A 17,902-nucleotide genomic window follows, 5' to 3' on the forward strand; every position below is an offset into this window, starting at 1 on the left:
CATACTACGAGCGCCGTGATACTGCATTTCGCATGCATTAAACCGGATCGAACGGGCCAGTCGTCGTGAAGGCACCGCCCTGCAGCACCGCCACCGGATCGGTGGGCGCCGGCGGCGGCGTCGCTTCAACCTTTTCGCGGAACTGCTCGGACGAGTCACGCGGAACGAAGCCGAGATGCGCGGCGCAGCGGTTGTCCCACCATGTATGCGCGTTCGCCGACATGCCGAAGACGATCGTGTGGCCGACGTCTTTCGTGAAGAGACTGCGGCGCAACAGGTCATGAAAATCGTCGTAGCTCATCCAGCTCGCCATCATGCGGCGGTCCTTCGGCTCCGGAAACACGGAGCCGATACGAATGCTCACCGTCTCGATGCCGTACCGGTCGAAATACATTTGCGCCATGTCCTCGCCGAAGGACTTCGACAAGCCGTAGTAGCCATCGGGGCGCTTGCGCGCAGTGGCGTCGATTCGTTCGTCCTGCCGATAGAAACCCGTGACGTGATTCGAGCTTGCGAACACGATGCGCTTCACGCCCTGACGGCGCGCCGCTTCGTAAAGATTGAAAACGCCCTTGATGTTGGCTTCGAGAATCTCTTCGAACGGACGCTCGACCGATACCCCGCCGAGATGAATGATCGCGTCGCAGTCCATTGCAAGCGCATCGACGGCGTCGCGGTCGGCGAGATCGCAAGGAGCGATCTCTTCGTGAGGCGCGGCGTCGCCCTGCAACACGCCAGGCAAGTCGGAGATCCGCACATGCCGCGCGAACTCGGCGACGCGATGCCGGATCGCGCGGCCGATTCCGCCGGCGGCGCCCGTCAGCAACAGACGATCGAATTGCGCATCTTCGTCGGCGGACGGCGTGCTGGTTTGTTGTTCCATCGTGTTGTGTCTCCTGAAGGCTGTCGTCGCTAGGGATTACCCTGCGCGCGTCTTCTTGTACGTTGTCATATCACTACATGACGCATATCATCATTTGCCGAACGATTTGTCAATGTGTGTAAAACCCACGCCAACGAGACTACCGTGACGCTATCGCCCGATCTTCATGCCGGCACCGACGCATCCTCGATTGCATCGCCGCAAGCGCGACGCAGTCTGACCGCGCAACTCGTCGACGCCTTGCGCGCCCAGATCGATGCACAGGAACTGAAGGGCGGCAGCAGGCTCGCGACGGAAGCGGAAATGGTTCAGCGCTTCGGCGTGAGCCGCACCGTCGTGCGTGAGGCGCTGTCGCGTCTGCAAGCGGCAGGACTCGTGGAAACGCGGCATGGCATCGGTACGTTCGTGTGTGAAGCGGGCATGTCGCCTCTTCTGCACCTCGATCCCGCCGATGTCGCCGGTTCGATGGATGCGCTCGCCATCCTCGAATTGCGCATTAGTCTCGAAACCGAAAGCGCGGGACTTGCCGCAATGCGTTGCGATGCCGCGCGTCTTGCGACGATGCGCTCGACGCTCGGGGACTTTTCAAGGAACGTGGGCGAAGCAAGCGATACCGTATCGCCCGATCTGCGCTTTCACATGGAGATCGCGCATGCAACGGGCAATCGCTATTTCGTCGAGATCATGGAGCATCTGGGCACGCGCATGATTCCGCGCACGCGCATCACGGCGACGCCGATTCCGCGCGATCAATACGCGGATTACCTGATGCGCGTGAATCGCGAGCATGAACAGATCGCGGACGCCATTGAACGCGGCGATGCCGATTCGGCGCGCACCGCGATGCGTCTGCATCTGATCAACAGCCGGGAGAGATTGCGACGCGCGCAGTCGTCGCTTGAATGAATACGCGAGTACCGCGCGTTGGCGCGGTCCTCGCGATGCAACATCAACGCGCCATGTTCGGCTCGCCATCCTCGACGTCATGCGCGCCGGAAATCGTCTCCAGTGCCTGATCGTGATGCAGCAGCAGGACCGCCGCCACGCCGACCATGCCCGCCCCTGCCAGGCACAGCAGGCCCGCGCCGAAGCCGCCCGTGCTGTCCTTGATCCAGCCCATCGCATAGGGACCGAAGAAGCCCGCGAGATTGCCGAGCGAGTTGATCGCCGCGATGCCGCCCGCCGCCGCCGCACCCGAAAGGAACGAGGCCGGCAGCGTCCAGATCACCGGCAGGCAACCGAAGATGCCGAAGCCCGCGATCGACAGCGCGATCATCTTCATCACCGGATCGTCGAGGCCCGCCGATGCCGCGATGCCGCCCGCCGCGACCATCAACGCAATCGCGACATGCCAGCGCCGTTCGAGCTTGCGATCCGAATGACGGCCCCACAGCACCATGCTGATCACGCCCACGGCATAGGGCAATGACGTGACGAAGCCGGTCTGCAAGTTGGAAAGACCGAACGATTTGACGATCTGCGGCAGGAAGAAGCTCAGCCCATAGTTCGTGGCATTCGCGCCGAAGTAGATCAGGGCAATGGCGAGCACGCGCGGATTGAAGATGGCTTCCTTCACGCTGAACGCATGCACGGATTCGCGATGCGCGCGCTCTTGCGCCTGACGATCGACGAGCCAGTCACGCTCTTCTTTTGCAAGCCAGTGTGCGTCGGAAGGCTTGTCGGTCAGATAGAAGTACACGACGAACGCGAGCAGCAACGCGGGAATCGCTTCGATCAGATACAGCCACTGCCAGCCCGCCATGCCGTTGATGCCGTCCATCTGCAAGAGCGCGCCGGAGATCGGTCCGCCGATCACGGTGGACAGTGGAATCGCCGCCATGAAATAGCCGACGACGCGGCCGCGATACTTCGCCGGGAACCACAAGGTCAGCAGAAAGATGATGCCGGGAAAGAAGCCCGCTTCCGCGACGCCGAGCAGGATGCGCAAGCCATAGAACACGTATGCGTTGGAGAGGCCTGTCGCCTGCGCGATATGCGGAATGTAGGCCATCGCGGCTGCGAGGATGCCCCACGTGAACATGATGCGTGCGATCCAGCGGCGCGCGCCGAATCGTTCGAGCAGCAGGTTCGAAGGAACCTCGAAAAAGAAATAGGCGATGAAGAAAATGCCGGCGCCGAAACCGAACATGCTCGCAGTGAAACCGAGCGCCTTGTTCATCTGCAATGCGGCAAAGCCGACGTTGACGCGGTCCAGATATGCGATGAAGTAACACAAGATCAGGAACGGCACGAGGCGAACCATCACGCGCTTCATGGTGCGAGCTTCAAGGTCCATCAATGTCTCCTCCGGATTAGAGAATCTGTTGATCGCGGGTGCTTGAGATACCTGCGGAGACTACTCTTTCAGAAGGACTTGCAGCATTGGTGTTTGTGCTTGGTATCGGTTCCGAAGGGGGACGTGTCCATCATTTCGATGCGCGCCAATAAAATGCGCTCGAATCGTTTGCGTCCCAAATCATGCGAAAAAAATGCGGACGGGGCGAATGATCGCCCCGTTTTCGTGAAGTTTATGCTACCGGTAACAGCGCGGCGTACTCCGGCTCCGGTAATCCTTGCACGCCGGGGTTCAATGCGAACACGTGACCGTCGTCGTCAGTGGCATTCATTGCCGGACGAATAGTCGTGACATAGAGCGTTTTCAGATCGCTGCCGCCGAACGCGCACATCGACGGCTTGCTCGCAGGCAGCACGATCTCGCGATCGAGTTCGCCGCGCGGTGTGAAACGCAGCAGGCGGCCGGCGTCGTTCGCACACGTCCAGTAGCAGCCGTCCGCATCGACCGCGGCGCCATCGGGACGGCCCGCGTAGTGATGCAGATCGGCAAATGCGCGCTGCGCGTGCGGCCTGCCGGTGTCGGGGTCGAAGTCGAATGCCCAGATCATGCGCCGTTGCGGATGCGAGTCCGACAAATACATCGTTCTGCCATCCGGCGACCATGCGAGGCCGTTCTGCGTGATCAGACCATCGACGACCGATTCCGACAAAGCGCCCTGCTCATCGAAGCGATACAGCGCGCCGACGGCACTCGCGAGCGACATGTCCATCACCATCGTTCCGGCCCAGAAGCGCCCTTGCCTGTCGCAGCGGCCATCGTTGAAGCGCATGCCCGTCGCGGGAAACGAAGGCGCTGCGAGCTTCACGGCGTGCGCCTGGTTCTCGTCGGCGAGCGTCACGCCGAACATGCCGCTTTCCATGCCCGCGACGACGCGCCCAGCCTTGTCGAACGCAAAGCATGCGACCTGTTCGTCGAACGCCCATTCCGTACGTCTCGCGCTTTCGATCTCGAGCCTGACGATCCGTCGCGCGGGAATATCGACCCAATACAGCGCGCCCTCTTGCGCGCGCCATAGCGGACATTCGCCGACGGTCGCGCGCCCGGCCGCGTCGATGCGTTCCGCGCGCACGGCGGCGCTCATCGCTTGCGCTCCATCGGCTCGCCCAATACGAACGGGCCGCCCTGGAAGCGCTGCGCCGGATCATCGCGATCGGCGCTCGGTCCGGTCACCGGAAACAGCCCGTCGAACTGGGCCGAGCTGTCTTGCGGATTGAAGCCGAGGAAGCCCGCCTTCGAGTTGTCCCACCACTTCACCGGATTGTCAGAAGCGCCGTACACCACCGCATGACCGACGCGATTCGTGAACAGCGAGCAGCGCACGAGCTCGATGAAATCGCGGTAGCTCAGATACGTGACGAGCATGCGCGGATTCTTCGGCTCCTCGAACGACGAACCGATGCGCAGGTTCACCGTCTCGATGCCGAAGCGATCGAAGTAATAGCGCGACAGCGATTCGCCGAAGCACTTGGTCACGCCATAAAGACTGTCCGGGCGATGGGGCGAATCGGCGTCGAGCACTTCGGTGACTGGATGAAAGCCGATTGCATGGTTCGAGCTCGCGAACACGATGCGCTTCACCCCATGACGGCGCGCCGCTTCATAGATGTTGTACGTACCGCGGATATTCGCTTCGATCAGATCGTCGAACGGCGCGTCGATCGAGATGCCGCCGAGATGCACGATCGCGTCGACGCCCTCGACGAGCTGCATCACCTTGTCGCGATCCGCGAGATCGACGGCGCTGATCTCTTCATGGCTCGCTGCATCGTCGAGCGGCGCGATGTCGGAGAGCCTCACGACGTCGGCCCATTGAGCGAGCGCGCCGCGCAACTGACGACCCAGATTGCCGGCCGCGCCGGTCAGAAGCAGACGCTTGAACGGCTTGGCCGCTGCGTTTGGCTGATTCATCGAGACTCCTGTCAATACGTACTGATGCGTTGAAAGCAATAAGGAAGAAAACGTTTTCGGGACTATATCGATCAGTGCGACGCGCCGTCAATCGTCGTCTGGCATGCAAAACGCCGCATGCAAAACGCAAGTTTCGATGTCATCGTTTCCCGAATTTCTGCGACAATCCGTTAACAGTGCGAAAACGTTACCCTCCGAATGAAAAAAATTTCCCCGACCATTCGCGACGTCGCCGCTGCGGCGGGCGTCTCCGTCGCGACCGTCTCGAAGTACATCAATGGCGCGCAGCGCTTCTCCGCGCCGGTCGAGGCCAAGCTCAAGGAAGCCATCGATTCGCTCGGCTACCGCTCGAACCCGCTTGCGCGCTCGATGATTACCGGCAAGACGCGCACCATCGGTCTCACGATCCTCGACATCAGCAATCCGCACTTCACGCATGTCGTGAAAGGCGCGAACCGCATTGCGCTGCGGCACGACTACACGCTGCTGCTCGTCGATATCGACGAGAATCAGGCGCGCGAGCGGCCGCTCATCGAAGCGCTCGCGCAACGCGTGGACGGCCTGCTCGTCAGCTCGCGCCTGGCAGACGAAAACGCGCAGTGGATGCTCGATCTCGACAAGCCCGTCGTGCTGCTGCGTAACGCCGAGCTGCCGATTCCGAGCGTCGGCATCAACAGCCGCCTCGCTACTTACATGCTCGCGCGTCATCTGCTCGATCTCGGGCATCGCCGCATCGCGTATCTCGGCTTCGAGCACGCGCGCATCAACGATGAACGCATTCGCGGCGCGCGCGAGTGTCTCGCCGAAGCGGGCCTCGAACTCGATATCTACGAAGCCCATGCGCCAACGTCGCTTGCCGGCGAACAGGCTTGCTCGCGCGTGATGCTCGGTCCGAAGCGCCCGCAAGCGGTGATCTGCTACAACGACCTGATCGCGCTCGGCTTCATGAAGGAAGCCGCTTCGCTCGGCATTCGCGTGCCGCAGGACGTCTCGGTGACCGGCATCGACAACGTGCCCTACGGCGCATACGCCGCGCCGGGACTCACGACCGTCGACATTCAGAGCGAGAAGATGGGCGAACTCGCGATGCAGAAGCTCATCGACGCCCTCGCCGGTCATCCCGATCCGGGCAACTCCATGTTCGAGCCGCGGCTCATCGTGCGTGAATCGACTGCTGCCGCTGCATGACGTACGCCGCGCTGCCTGCAAGTTGCGAGTGCGGGCGGCGCGGCGCATGTCTTGACTAATAATCGCTAATACGAATTACGCTGCGAGCTTCGCCGGCGTCATCTTCGGCGTGAGCAAGTGCATGATCCCGAAGGCGATGAGATACGCCGATGCGCCGATCGCGAACAGCACCCAGTAGTGACCCGTGCGTTGCAGCACCTGGCCGATCACTTCCGAGAACAGCACGCCGCCGATCGAACCGGCCATGCCGCCGATGCCGACCACCGCGCCCACCGCACGTCGCGGGAACAAGTCCGATGCCGTCGTGAAGAGGTTCGCCGACCAGCCCTGATGCGCCGCTGCGGCGAGACCGACGATGGCCACCGCGACCCACAGGTTTTCTGCCTGCGAAACGAACGCGATCGGCAACACGGCGCATGCGCAGATCAGCATTGCCGTCTTGCGCGCCGCATTCACGGTCCAGCGCGCGCGCAGCAGCGCGGAAGAAATCCAGCCGCCGCCGATGCTGCCGATGGTCGTAATCGCGTAGATCACGACGAGCGGCAAGCCGATGTGCTGCATGTCCATGCCGCGCGATTCGTTGAGCCACTTCGGCAGCCAGAACAGATAGAACCACCACACCGGGTCCGTCAGGAACTTGCCGACGATGAATGCCCACGTCTCACGCTTCCTGATGAGTTCCTTGAACCCCGGCGCGCGCGCCTTGGCGTTGGCCGCGTCGGCGGCGTTGGTGTCATCGCCTTCGTCGGCGATTTCGTCGTCGTGCGCGCGGCCGTCCGGCTGGCGGTACATCACGAACCACACGACGAGCCACACGAGGCCGATCGCGCCGACCATCACGAACGCAGCGCGCCACCCGAAGGCCACCGCGAGCGCGGGAATAAGTGCCGGTGCGAAGACCGCGCCGATGTTCGCGCCGGAATTAAAAATACCAGTCGCGAGGGCGCGCTCACGGCGCGGGAACCATTCGGCGGTCGTCTTGATGGCCGCGGGGAAGTTGCCGCCCTCGCCGATGCCCAGCAGCGCGCGGACCATGGCGAAGCCCATCACGGAGCCGACGGCCGCGTGCAGCATCGCGGCGATGCTCCAGACGAACATCGCGAGCGCATAAGAGATGCGCGTGCCGAGCCAGTCGACGATACGCCCGAAACACAGCAGGCCGATCGCATAAAAAGCCGAGAACGCGATCACGATGCGGCCGTACTGCACCTGCGTCCAGCCGATGTCGTGCTGCAGCATGGGGGCGAGCAGACCGAGGATCTGCCGGTCCATGTAGTTGATGACCGTGGCGAAAAACAGCAGCGCGCACACGGTCCAGCGATAGCGGCTGGCGGTACGCACGACGCCGGCAACGACAGTGTTCATGTAAGTCTCCGGACGCGGCGGCGCTCGTCGTGCCGCGTTTCTTGTTGCGTGAACGGCGACGAGCGCCGTGGGCGATGGCTTTGCGCCGGTTAAAAGCGCAAGCTCGCCGAGGTTTTGGAAAACGTTTTTTCGAAGAATAGTGGGTTTGCTGCCTACTGGCTATCCTAGTATTTGCCCTAATCTGTGGCAGAACTGTTGCTGACGGGCGAGTTGGAAGCCCTTTCAGCACCCGTATCGACGCGTACGAAAAGTTAATCGTTTTCTAGGAATTGTCCTGGGAAACAGGAGCCGCTCGGCGCGCGCGATGCCATCGCATCGGCTTTCATGCCTGCGGCAAATTAAAGTTTCTTAAGCATCTGCCGATAAGGATCATCACAACTCTTATCGCCCAGTGATTCCCCATGTTTCGTAATGTTCTGGCCCGGACCAACGTCGGGACCAAATTCGCCGTGCTCGCCTGCGCGCTCACGGCAGTCGTCGTCGCGTTCTTCACCATCGCCGTCACGCGCAGCGCGGGCGAGCAAGTCGATACGCATGCGCTCGCGCGCGTCGAAAGCGAGAATCGCTCGATCGCGACGATGATCGGCCTCTTCGACAAGGCCGTGAGCGCGGAAGTCACGCGCTTCATGACGATCTTCGCGCATCGTTTGCCTTCGACGTTCGCGCTCGATGAAACCCGCACCGTGGACATCGACGGTAAAGCCACGCCGACTTTCCTCGCGGGCGATAAGGCGCTGAACAACGACTTCACGATTCCCGACGCGTTCCTCGAGGAAAGCGGCGCCATCGCGACGATCTTCGCCCGCACCGGGGACGATTTCGTGCGCGTGACGACGTCGCTCAAGAAGCAGGACGGCACGCGCGCGATCGGCACGCTGCTCGACCGCAAGGGCCCCGCGTATGCGCCGATCCTTGCAGGCAAGCCCTATATCGGCATCGCGGCGCTTTTCGGCAAGCAGTACATCACCGCGTACAAGCCCGTCACCGATGCATCGGGACGCATCATCGGCGCACTTTTCGTTGGCGTCGACGTGACATCCGAATTCGCAGCGTTGCAGGACACCATCGCGAAGCTCGCGATCGGCGCGAGCGGCTATCACTTCGTCGTCGATGCATCGACTAGCCCGAACCGCGGCAAGCTGCTCGTGCATCCTGGTTCGAAAGGCGAACTGGCCGATGAGCGCGTTGCGCCCTTCAAGCAGATGCTCGACACGCACGAAGGCGAGCTCTCGTTCGACGGCCCCGATATCGCGGGCGCGGATTCGCGCGTGCATGGCGGCAACAAGGAAATCATCTATATGACGGTGCCGCAATGGCAATGGATGATCGGCGGCATTGCATATCGCGACGAAGTGCTCGCCGACGTTCACGCGAGCCGCAATCGCTTCCTGGTTCTCGGGCTCGTCATCGTGGCGCTGCTCGTCGGCGTGCTGCTCTATGCGGTCACGCGACTCGTGGGCCGTCCCATCGACGACGTGACGCGCGCGTCGGAACGCATCGCCGCGGGCGACCTGACCGTGCGTATCGACAGCGCGCGCGAGGACGATATCGGCCGGCTGATGCGTGCGATCGACGGCATCGCGCGCGGACTCGCGGGCATCGTCGCGCAGGTGCGCAGCGCATCGGCGGACATGAACGAAGGGACGGCGCGCATTGCATCGGGCAGCAGCGATATCGCCACGCGCATCGCAACCCAGGCCGCGAGCGTCGAAGAAACCGCTGCGAGCATGGAAGAAATCACGAGCACCGTGCAGCAGAACGCTGCGAATACGGCGCAGGCGGGGACGCTCGTCGCGTCCGCATCCGATGCCGCGCGCGCAGGCGGTCATGCAGTCGGGCGCGTGGTCGCGACGATGGGCGAGATCGACGCATCGGCGCGACGCATCGCCGACATCACCGCGACGATCGAAGGCATCGCGTTCCAGACCAACATTCTCGCGTTGAACGCTGCCGTCGAAGCCGCGCGCGCGGGCGAGCACGGCAAGGGCTTCGCGGTGGTCGCATCCGAAGTGCGCGCGCTCGCACAACGCAGCGCGGGCGCAGTCAAAGAGATCGAAGTGCTGATCGCCGAATCGGCCGCGAAGGTCTCGCACGGCTACAAGATCGCCGAGGAAGCGAGCAGCACGATGGGCGGCATCGTCGAGCAAGTCTCGCGCGTGAATGCCATCGTCGATGAAATCGGCGTTGCGTCACGCGAGCAGGCAAGCGGCATCGAGCAGGTGAACAGCGCGGTCATGCTGATCGGCGAAGCGACGCAACAGAACGCCGCGCTCGTCGGTGAAGCGGAGCATTCCACCGCCGAACTGCGCGATCAGGCCGAGCGGCTTGCGCGCGTCGTCAGCATGTTCCGCGTTTAAGCCTTCGCGCATTCATAGCGGTTCAAGCGGACGTGGCGCGTCGTCGTGCGCGCCACATACCGACGTCGATCGTCGACGGGGCATCAGACCTCGATGAAGATGCGGCCATCCTCGACTTTCGCGGGATACGTCCGCAGCTTTTCGCAAACAGGCGCGCACAGCGGCCGGCCGTCGCGAATGTCGAAGCGTCCGTTGTGCTTCGGACATTCGATGACGTGGTCCATCACGAATCCGTCGCTCAGATGAACGTGCTCGTGCGTGCATAGGCCATCGCTGGCATAGACGGCATCGTTCACACGATAGATCGCGAAGGTGCGGCCATCGTGATCGAAACGCATCACGTCTTCGTCTTCGATATCGTCCATCGCAGCTGCATCGATCCATTGCGTCATCGGAACGGCCTCCTTGGTCATGCCTGCGTCGCGGCGGGCATCGGTCTTTCGACGTGATACGACGGATCGCGCGTTTGCCGCACGAGCGCCGGAATGATCTCTGCATATGCCGCGATCGTGCTCGTGTAAGGCGGCGGCATGTCATGCTTCACCGCTTCGTGCAGGCGCGGCAGCGCGTAATAAGGCACCATCGGGAACATGTGATGTTCGACGTGATAGTTCATGTTCAGATACAGAAAGCGGAACACGGGATTCATCATCACCGTGCGGCAGTTCTTGCGATGATCGAGCACGTTCTCAGGCATGCCCGCATGCTGCGTGAGGCCGAAGAAGAGATAGAGCCACGCGCCGTACAGACTCGGCAAGCCGATATAAAGCAGGGGAAGGATCGAATGAGACACGAAGCATGCGCCAATCACCGCCGCATAGATCGCGAGCGTCACGCGCGCTTCAAGAATGACTTTCGGCCATTCCGATTCCGGCACGTAGGTCTTTTCTTCGTCTCCGATATTGCCGAACGCGGATGAAACGATCTTCGGCACTTCGCCCGCTGCGTGCTTCAGCGCAAAGACGTTCAATGCGAGACTCAGCCAGTCCGTCGGCAGCGGCACGGCAATCTCGCGATCCCTTCCGACGACCAGCGTATCCGTGTGATGACGCGCGTGACTCCAGCGCCAGATCGTCGGCCGGCGAAACACCTGAAACGACGCGAACTGATAGAGCGCCTTGTTCATCCACGACGTCTTGAATGCGGTGCCGTGACCGCTTTCGTGCCAGCGCGAATCGGCGGGGCTGCAATAGAGCGTGCCGTAAAGAAGAAATGCGGGAATCGCCCAGAGCGAATGCGCTTGCCATGCCAACCACGCCAGCACGCCGCTCGCGATGATCGACGCATACCAGAGCAAGGTGTCGCGGATGGCGCGTGCATCGCCACGCTGCATCAGGCTCTTCATGACCGGCCGCGGCACCGCGCACTTGTACCAGTCCGCATTGACCAGGCCCGACGCTTTCGCACGCTCGCCTGCGCCGCCGATGAGCCGGTAATCGCGATAGCCGTCCCGCGCGGCCGCACCTTGCGCCTGCTCGGAATCCATCATGTCACCTCAAGCGATGATTGGATTTGCATCATTCGTCATTGCCGATTCGATGATAAAAGCGGAAGCATCGCCCGCGCAATCTTCACGCGCATTTGCTATCTTTAGGCATCATCGCGCGAATTGAAAACCCATCAATTACATCAAAGATGAGCAAGCTTCCCACGCTTCAATCCGTGGCCGAGGCTGCCGGCGTCAGTCCGGCAACAGTGGATCGCGTCTTCAACGGACGTCTCAGCGTGCGCGAAGGCACTGCATTGCGCGTGATCGAGGCAGCCGAGCGCATCGGCTATCACGGCGCAGGCTTGATGCGCGAACGTCTGCGCGCGCAACGCGGCGAGCGCCATGAACGCTACGCCCTCGGCTTCTGTCTGCAGAAACGTGCGGATCCCTTCTATCAGACGTTCGCGCGCATTCTGACGGATGCCGCCGCGCGCCACGAACCGGAGCATTGCAACGCCGTCATCGAGTACATGGATGAACTCGATCCGGCTTCCATCGCACGCACGCTGCTTACGCTCGGCGAGCAGGTGGATGCGCTCGGCGTGGTCGCAGTGGACCATCCGCATGTGACCGCCGCAATCGAAACGCTTCACGGGCAGGGCAAGCCGACGGTCACGTTGCTATCGGATCTGAGTGCGCCCTTACGCGCGGGTTATATCGGCGTCGATCCGCGCAAGAGCGGACGCACGGCCGCGTGGGCCGTGAGCCGCCTCACGCGTCGCGACGAAGGCACTGTTGGCGTGTTCGTCGGCACGCCGCGTTATCTCGGTCAGGAAAGCTGCGAGATCAGCTTTCGCTCGTACTTGCGCGAACATGCGCCCGGATTGCGCGTGCTCGATACGCAGATCAATCTCGAAGACAAGCAACTCGCTTACGAGGCGACGCTCGCGATGCTCGCCCGTCATGCCGATCTCGCCGGCCTCTATATCCCCGGCGGCGGCGTGGGCGGCGTGATACGCGCGCTGCGCGAAGAGGCCGCGGGACGACGCATCGTCACCGTGTGCAGCGACCTGATGCCCGACCGGTACGGGGCGCTCGTCGAAGGCGTCATCGATCTCGTGATCGACACGCCGCTTCAACGCATCGCCGAGACGGCCATTCAGGCAATGCTGCGCGCGTTGCAAGCGCTGCCGGGCGAAGCAGCGCAGGCCAGCCAGTATCCGCTGCCGGCGCAGCTTTATACGCCGGAGAACGTCTGAGCTTGATAGCGTGCCGCTTCAACCGAATGCGTATTTTTTTCTTCTTCGACCTCATGACGCCAAAGTCATGAGAAAAATATGCAGGGCATTGCTACAGTCGCTTGCACGCAGAAACCGTTTGTCACGACTGAATGCTGAAGATGCTCGGGCATGTGGCCGAGCGCACCGAACTGCGACCATCGACTCAGGACGATAACGTTTGCGAGCCATCCTGCGTCGCCGATATGAGGCGGCGGCGATGAAATCCCAGCTTCACGCGGCCGTTTTTCCACTAGTATGTCCCGGTGGACTGCATTTGCCTGCACGCTGAAAGAGGCGAGTGTCATCGCTTCGTTGCTTTGAAGGACTAGCATGCAGTTGCTCGGGGAACCCGCCCGGCAAAAACGGCTCTATTAACGATTGTTCCATCGACATGCACGTCAGGCCGGGGTGTCCGGGGCCCGCCATATGACGTGACATGCTCCAACAATAATGCGCTGCCAGAGCTTCCCGTCTTGTACGGTGATCGAGCCAGCCTCATCCATCAGACCAGCTGCATGTCCGGTCGTGCCGCAATCAATCACAAGGTGATGCGCGTTTGCGCGCGGCGGCACGGCGGGACATCGACAACGGCTCTTCGCATGGTGCGTGCGGAGAGACAGAGCCCAATCAATCGACGGAGAGCGTCATCCATGCCGTTTGAGAGTGACTCCTTGCGAGACACCAGTCCGCTGCTCAGCATCGTCGTGGCGGCTTATAACATCGAGGGATACATCGAGGAAGCGCTCGAATCCCTGCTGTCCCAACCTCATATCGACGCGATGAAGATCATCGTGGTCGATGACGGTTCTCGCGATGAGACCTATGCGGCAGCGCGCTCGGTCGTGGAGCGCGATCGCGGCGTGCACATCGAATTGATACACCAGGAAAATCGCGGCCTGAGCGCCGCGCGCAATACCGGCCTCGCGGCGGTGCGAACGCCTTATGTCGGCTTCCTGGACGGCGACGATATCTATCTGAAGGGCTTCACCGAAGCGATGATCCCGGTGCTCGCCGAGCGCAAGTGGGATGTGGTGGAGTACAACGTCAAGATCATCGATGACGACGACCGCGAGCTCGATAACATCGAACTCGTCGACCATGCGACGAGCGGCGGTCATCCGATGGATCGCGCGGCGCTGCAGCAGTTTGCCGATCGATTCCATACCTTTGCGTGGGCGCGCGTCTATCGCACCGACCTGTTCGACGCAGCGCCCTTTCCCGAAGGACGAAACTACGAAGACATGGCCCTCGTGCCCTCGACTTATCTGCGCGCAAAAAGCATCTATCGGATTCCCGCGCCGCTGATCGGCTATCGGCGGCGCTTCGGCAGCATCACGCAGACAGCCAAGCTGCGCGACATGCACAATCTGCGCCTCACAGGGCAGGAAGCGCTCGCACGTTGCGACGGCAGTGACATGGACGATTTCTGGCTCACCGTCTTCGACAAGCTCTTTCAGCGTGCGTGCCACGTTTGCGCGCGCGTCGATCGCGCTTCGTTCAAGCAGGCGTCCGAGACGCTCACGGCCATGGCCGTCGATCATCGGAAGATGCGCGAGAAACTCACCGAAGGCGGCAAGCGTCAGGTTGTCGAACTGAAGCCGTTCGATCTGAACGTACGCGCGGACCGCTCGATCCACTTCCTCAAGGGCCTCGTGAAAAAGGTGTTGCGCCGCAGCCTCGATCATCATCAGCGGGCGCGGCGGCCGAGCACGTCCAATCAGTTGAGCGGATGACGCGGCCCCCCTTTCACGCCTCTTCGATGGCGCGCAAGCTCATTCGCTTATAGGCATCGACGAGCAATGCGCCCTCACCGCGCTTGTGCGCGACGGCGAGGCGCATTGTTTCTTCGCCTAGCTGCCAGATCAGGAACGCGAGCGCATTGACGCGCTTGCTGTCCGCACGCGGCATCACGCGCCGGATCGCCGACGCCAGCAATGCGCCGCACGCGCGGCTCTCCGCGATCTCGATGTATTCTTCGACGCGTCGTTGTCGAGCGGCGCCGAACGCATCGTGCTGTTGTCGGGACGTGGCGAAGAAGAAGCGCAGGCGGCGGAAGAAGCGCTGCAACGCTCCGGGGCGAGCTGGACCATCCTGCGTTGCAGTTGGTTCATGCAGAACTTCAGCGAGAGCTTTCTGCTGGATCCGATCCGTGAGGGCACGCTCGCGCTGCCCGTCGCCGATATCAAAGAGCCTTTCGTCGATGCGGAAGATATCGCCGATGCAGCCGTCGCCGCACTCACGCAGCCAGGCCACGAAAAGCGGCGTTACGAACTCACCGGACGTCGCGCGATCACTTTCGCCGAAGCGCTCGCATGCATCGCGAAAGCGACGAGACGTGACGTGCGGCTCGTGCCCGTGCCGCCCGATGCATTTCGCGACGCTCTGCTCGCGGCTGGCGTGCCGAAGCCCGAGACCGACCTGATTCTCTATCTCTTAACGACCGTGCTGGATGGCCCCAACGACAAGCCCGCCGATGGCGTGCGCGCCGCGTTGCATCGCGAAGCCTGCTCGTTCGAGGACTACGCCACGCGAGCCGCGGCGAGCGGCGTATGGGATGTGTGACGCACGAAGCCGCCACTGTTTCGCGGTAGACTTGAGGGATGGAAAAATGTCCCTACTGCGAGCGAATCCGTGACGAATGGGACTGTCACGGTCAGGAATGCCGCACCGCCATCGCCCGCGCGCTGCGTCGACAACGCATGGGATTGCCGATGGTGCCGAAGGTCATTCGCAATGAAATTCCGCCGGGCGCGTCGACGGGCGAAGTGATCGCTCAGTTATCGCGTCAGCGCTTGCGCGCACGGCGCGCGAACGAGGAACGCCGCGCACGCAAGGAAGCCGAAGACCTCGATCTATAGCGTAGCGGCGCAGCGCATCAAACGCGTGCGGGCGGATCGGCATTCGATCCGCCGTTCTGCGCAAGCGCACCTTCCTCGCGCCATGCACGCCGCGACTTGCGCATCTTCGTAAGCGCCATGCGCGCGACCTTTAGCCAGCCATAGGGACGCGGATCGGCAACCATGCTGAGCGCGCGCGCATAGTCGAGCGTGAGGCCGGGCGTCCAGGCCATCGTCACCGCGCGCTTGCGTATCTGCGCCGCGACCCACAGTTCCGGCGTCACGATCATCCTGACGAGCGCGCCCCAACCCGCGCGCGAACCGTAAAGGCGCCCTGCCGCCCCTTCGAGCGCGGCGTCGAGTGCGCGCGACACGCTGCTCGAACAGTTGCGGTGCGTGAGGTTATAAGTCGTATCCGCGCGATAGTTGCGCCAGAAACTATCGAGCCGCGCCGGGTCGTAATTGCGGATACGCACGCGCACGGTCGATGGACACCATGCCTTCGATTCGATCGCATAACTCGGCTGGAACACGCCGGGCACATCGTTCTCGCGCGTGGCACGCAGCAGGCGCGCGAAGTCATCGGGCGAGCGGTCGATTTCAACCGCGGGATAGAGACTCACATAGATGCCTTCCGGCGATTCGAGCGCCGCGTGTCCCGTCGAGATCACGCCATTGCGATCCACCGCGGCGATATAACGATCGACGATCGGGTGCCATTGCGTTTCGGCCTTCGACGATCCGACCGGCGTCCACACATGCACGGTGAGCGCCGGTTCGTTATCGGCGGGTGGGCCGTCCCATTCGCTGGCTTGCAAGACGCGCGCTTCGTTATCGGGCGCCTTGTCCGCAACGCTCGCCGCTTCCGCGCTTGCATCGCCCCATACGGCCGGATTGCTCGTCAGCTTGCGCACGCGCATGCCGATCATGATCAGATTCCAGCCCGCGAAGATAAAGAACGCACCGATGCAATACGGCACCGTGCCTTTGTAATGCGTCGGATACGGTTGAATCATGAAGATGCCGAGGACGATCTCGAAGATGGCGAAGCCGAGTGCGACACGATAGCGCCGGTAACGCACGACAAGCGCCGATGTCGCCTGCAACAGGCCGTCGAAGATAAACGCGAGACCAATCAGGATCGAAAGAATGAAGTGACCGTGATGATCGCCTTCGAAGATCAACGCGGCAGTAAGAACGAATGCAATGCCCTTCGCATAGCGCAGTCTGCGCTGTCCGCCGACGCCCGCCCACGCGACGGACAATGTCAGCGCGCCCTCGATCAGCAGCAGCCAGCCGACGAACGCGACCGGAAAGCCGAGCGCGCCGTCGAGGGCATCGATGAAGACGCCGATGCCGACGGCCAGAAGCAACCAGCCCGTGACCGTCAGGCTGCGCCAACGATTGCGCAAATAGTCGACGCCCAGCAGAATCATCATCAGCTTGACCATCGTTCTCTCGATTCAAAGCGTGACGGTAAGTGTTCGTATGTTAATGCACTCGACACAGAAAACCGTTTTCCTACGACCGTTCGTTGCCCTGCACTGCGTCACGCGCGGCAGCATGACGGCTTGCGCGCCGTGAAATACTTGCGCTGCCATCTTCACGCGACGCCAGACGCCATGTTCGAGCAATGCCGATGGATCAACGAGCCCGCGCAATGGCGCGTCGACAACGACACGCTCATCGTCACGACCGACACGAACACCGACTTCTGGCGCAAGACGCATTACGGCTTCGTGCGCGACAACGGCCATATTTTCGCGGCGAGCGTGGAAGGCGACTTTACGGCGGAAGTCGCCGTCGCTGGCGATTTCTCCGCGCTATACGATCAGGCGGGCCTGATGATCCGCGAAAGCCCCGGGCGCTGGATCAAGGCCGGCGCCGAATACAACGACGGCGCGCTCACGTTCAGCACCGTACTCACGAACGACCTCTCGGACTGGTCGCTCGGCTCGCGTGCCGGCGCAAACCGCTTCCGGCTTCGCGTGACGATCGCGCAAGGCGTGCTGAAAGTGCAATGCAGCGCCGATGAACGCAACTGGACGCTCATGCGTCTCGCGCCTTTCTCATCGAGCAGCGCGAACGCACGATGGCTCGTCGGCCCGATGTGTTGCACGCCCGAGCGCGGCGGTCTCACGGTCCATTTCTCAGACTTCACGATCGGGCCGCCCATCGTGAAAGACCTGCACGACATCTCGATGTAAGGCACACCGGCTCGCAAAAACACTCATTTGCAGGGCCAGGCCGCGATTCCTGCAGCAGACCGACATGGGCAAACGCGGCTGGTTCAGGCGCT

At 62.1% G+C, this 17,902-nt stretch carries 17 protein-coding genes; 8 read left to right on the forward strand and 9 right to left on the reverse strand.

Going from position 1 to position 17,902, the window contains the following annotated elements:
* Nucleotides 1-37 precede the first annotated feature (37 nt).
* Nucleotides 38-883 (reverse strand): NAD-dependent epimerase/dehydratase family protein, encoded by an 846-nt coding sequence (locus BG60_RS06795; RefSeq protein WP_008348024.1) that lies wholly within the window; start codon nt 881-883, stop codon nt 38-40.
* 144 nt (nt 884-1,027) lie between these two features.
* Here BG60_RS06795 and BG60_RS06800 point away from each other — a divergent pair, with 144 nt between their 5' ends.
* Nucleotides 1,028-1,789, forward strand: coding sequence for a FadR/GntR family transcriptional regulator (locus BG60_RS06800; protein ID WP_008348023.1), 762 nt, complete (start codon nt 1,028-1,030; stop codon nt 1,787-1,789).
* A gap of 43 nt (nt 1,790-1,832) precedes the next feature.
* On the opposite strand, the gene BG60_RS06805 is transcribed toward BG60_RS06800, so the two are convergent.
* The 3 genes from BG60_RS06805 to BG60_RS06815 all read right to left on the reverse strand — a co-directional run bounded on the left by BG60_RS06805 (nt 1,833) and on the right by BG60_RS06815 (nt 5,147).
* The gene (locus BG60_RS06805; protein ID WP_008348022.1) at nt 1,833-3,179 is read right to left on the reverse strand and encodes an MFS transporter; all 1,347 of its coding nucleotides are present in this window, start codon (nt 3,177-3,179) and stop codon (nt 1,833-1,835) included.
* 232 nt (nt 3,180-3,411) lie between these two features.
* Nucleotides 3,412-4,320, reverse strand: a complete 909-nt coding sequence (locus BG60_RS06810; protein ID WP_008348021.1) for an SMP-30/gluconolactonase/LRE family protein — start codon at nt 4,318-4,320, stop codon at nt 3,412-3,414.
* Nucleotides 4,317-5,147, reverse strand: a complete 831-nt coding sequence (locus tag BG60_RS06815; protein ID WP_008348019.1) for an NAD-dependent epimerase/dehydratase family protein — start codon at nt 5,145-5,147, stop codon at nt 4,317-4,319. Before BG60_RS06815 ends, BG60_RS06810 begins: the two co-directional genes overlap by 4 nt.
* A gap of 198 nt (nt 5,148-5,345) precedes the next feature.
* Here BG60_RS06815 and BG60_RS06820 point away from each other — a divergent pair, with 198 nt between their 5' ends.
* Nucleotides 5,346-6,335 carry a LacI family DNA-binding transcriptional regulator gene (locus BG60_RS06820; RefSeq protein WP_008348017.1) on the forward strand — a complete coding sequence of 330 codons (990 nt, stop codon included), beginning with the start codon at nt 5,346-5,348 and terminating at the stop codon, nt 6,333-6,335.
* A gap of 75 nt (nt 6,336-6,410) precedes the next feature.
* Here BG60_RS06820 and BG60_RS06825 read toward each other — a convergent pair whose 3' ends face one another.
* Complete coding sequence (locus tag BG60_RS06825; protein WP_008348015.1) at nt 6,411-7,700, reverse strand: MFS transporter; 1,290 nt, start codon at nt 7,698-7,700, stop codon at nt 6,411-6,413.
* Between the two features lie 401 nt (nt 7,701-8,101).
* On the opposite strand from BG60_RS06825, the gene BG60_RS06830 reads away from it, so the two are divergent.
* On the forward strand, nt 8,102-10,057 hold the full coding sequence (locus BG60_RS06830; protein WP_034470952.1) for a methyl-accepting chemotaxis protein: 1,956 nt from the start codon (nt 8,102-8,104) through the stop codon (nt 10,055-10,057).
* 83 nt (nt 10,058-10,140) lie between these two features.
* Here BG60_RS06830 and BG60_RS06835 read toward each other — a convergent pair whose 3' ends face one another.
* Together BG60_RS06835 and BG60_RS06840 are read right to left on the reverse strand one after the other, a co-directional pair.
* On the reverse strand, nt 10,141-10,449 hold the full coding sequence (locus tag BG60_RS06835) for a non-heme iron oxygenase ferredoxin subunit (protein WP_008348011.1): 309 nt from the start codon (nt 10,447-10,449) through the stop codon (nt 10,141-10,143).
* Between the two features lie 17 nt (nt 10,450-10,466).
* Complete coding sequence (locus BG60_RS06840; protein ID WP_033536199.1) at nt 10,467-11,546, reverse strand: fatty acid desaturase family protein; 1,080 nt, start codon at nt 11,544-11,546, stop codon at nt 10,467-10,469.
* A 146-nt stretch (nt 11,547-11,692) separates the two neighbouring features.
* Here BG60_RS06840 and BG60_RS06845 point away from each other — a divergent pair, with 146 nt between their 5' ends.
* Together BG60_RS06845 and BG60_RS06850 are read left to right on the forward strand one after the other, a co-directional pair.
* The gene (locus BG60_RS06845) at nt 11,693-12,745 is read left to right on the forward strand and encodes a LacI family DNA-binding transcriptional regulator (RefSeq protein ID WP_034470955.1); all 1,053 of its coding nucleotides are present in this window, start codon (nt 11,693-11,695) and stop codon (nt 12,743-12,745) included.
* 671 nt (nt 12,746-13,416) lie between these two features.
* Complete coding sequence (locus BG60_RS06850; RefSeq protein ID WP_008348005.1) at nt 13,417-14,499, forward strand: glycosyltransferase family 2 protein; 1,083 nt, start codon at nt 13,417-13,419, stop codon at nt 14,497-14,499.
* 13 nt (nt 14,500-14,512) lie between these two features.
* Here BG60_RS06850 and BG60_RS06855 read toward each other — a convergent pair whose 3' ends face one another.
* On the reverse strand, nt 14,513-14,833 hold the full coding sequence (locus BG60_RS06855) for a hypothetical protein (RefSeq protein WP_008348003.1): 321 nt from the start codon (nt 14,831-14,833) through the stop codon (nt 14,513-14,515).
* Between the two features lie 42 nt (nt 14,834-14,875).
* Here BG60_RS06855 and BG60_RS06860 point away from each other — a divergent pair, with 42 nt between their 5' ends.
* Both BG60_RS06860 and BG60_RS06865 read left to right on the forward strand, forming a co-directional pair.
* Complete coding sequence (locus tag BG60_RS06860; protein WP_008348002.1) at nt 14,876-15,328, forward strand: Rossmann-fold NAD(P)-binding domain-containing protein; 453 nt, start codon at nt 14,876-14,878, stop codon at nt 15,326-15,328.
* 38 nt (nt 15,329-15,366) lie between these two features.
* Nucleotides 15,367-15,624: a hypothetical protein gene (locus tag BG60_RS06865; RefSeq protein WP_033536198.1), complete on the forward strand. Its 258-nt coding sequence runs from the start codon at nt 15,367-15,369 to the stop codon at nt 15,622-15,624.
* A 17-nt stretch (nt 15,625-15,641) separates the two neighbouring features.
* Here BG60_RS06865 and BG60_RS06870 read toward each other — a convergent pair whose 3' ends face one another.
* On the reverse strand, nt 15,642-17,054 hold the full coding sequence (locus tag BG60_RS06870) for an HdeD family acid-resistance protein (RefSeq protein WP_008347998.1): 1,413 nt from the start codon (nt 17,052-17,054) through the stop codon (nt 15,642-15,644).
* A gap of 129 nt (nt 17,055-17,183) precedes the next feature.
* Here BG60_RS06870 and BG60_RS06875 point away from each other — a divergent pair, with 129 nt between their 5' ends.
* The gene (locus tag BG60_RS06875; RefSeq protein ID WP_241484850.1) at nt 17,184-17,810 is read left to right on the forward strand and encodes a DUF1349 domain-containing protein; all 627 of its coding nucleotides are present in this window, start codon (nt 17,184-17,186) and stop codon (nt 17,808-17,810) included.
* The last annotated feature ends 92 nt before the right edge of the window (nt 17,811-17,902 follow it).

It is taken from the genome of Caballeronia zhejiangensis, from assembly GCF_000698575.1.
Classification (GTDB): Bacteria; Pseudomonadota; Gammaproteobacteria; order Burkholderiales; family Burkholderiaceae; genus Caballeronia; species Caballeronia zhejiangensis.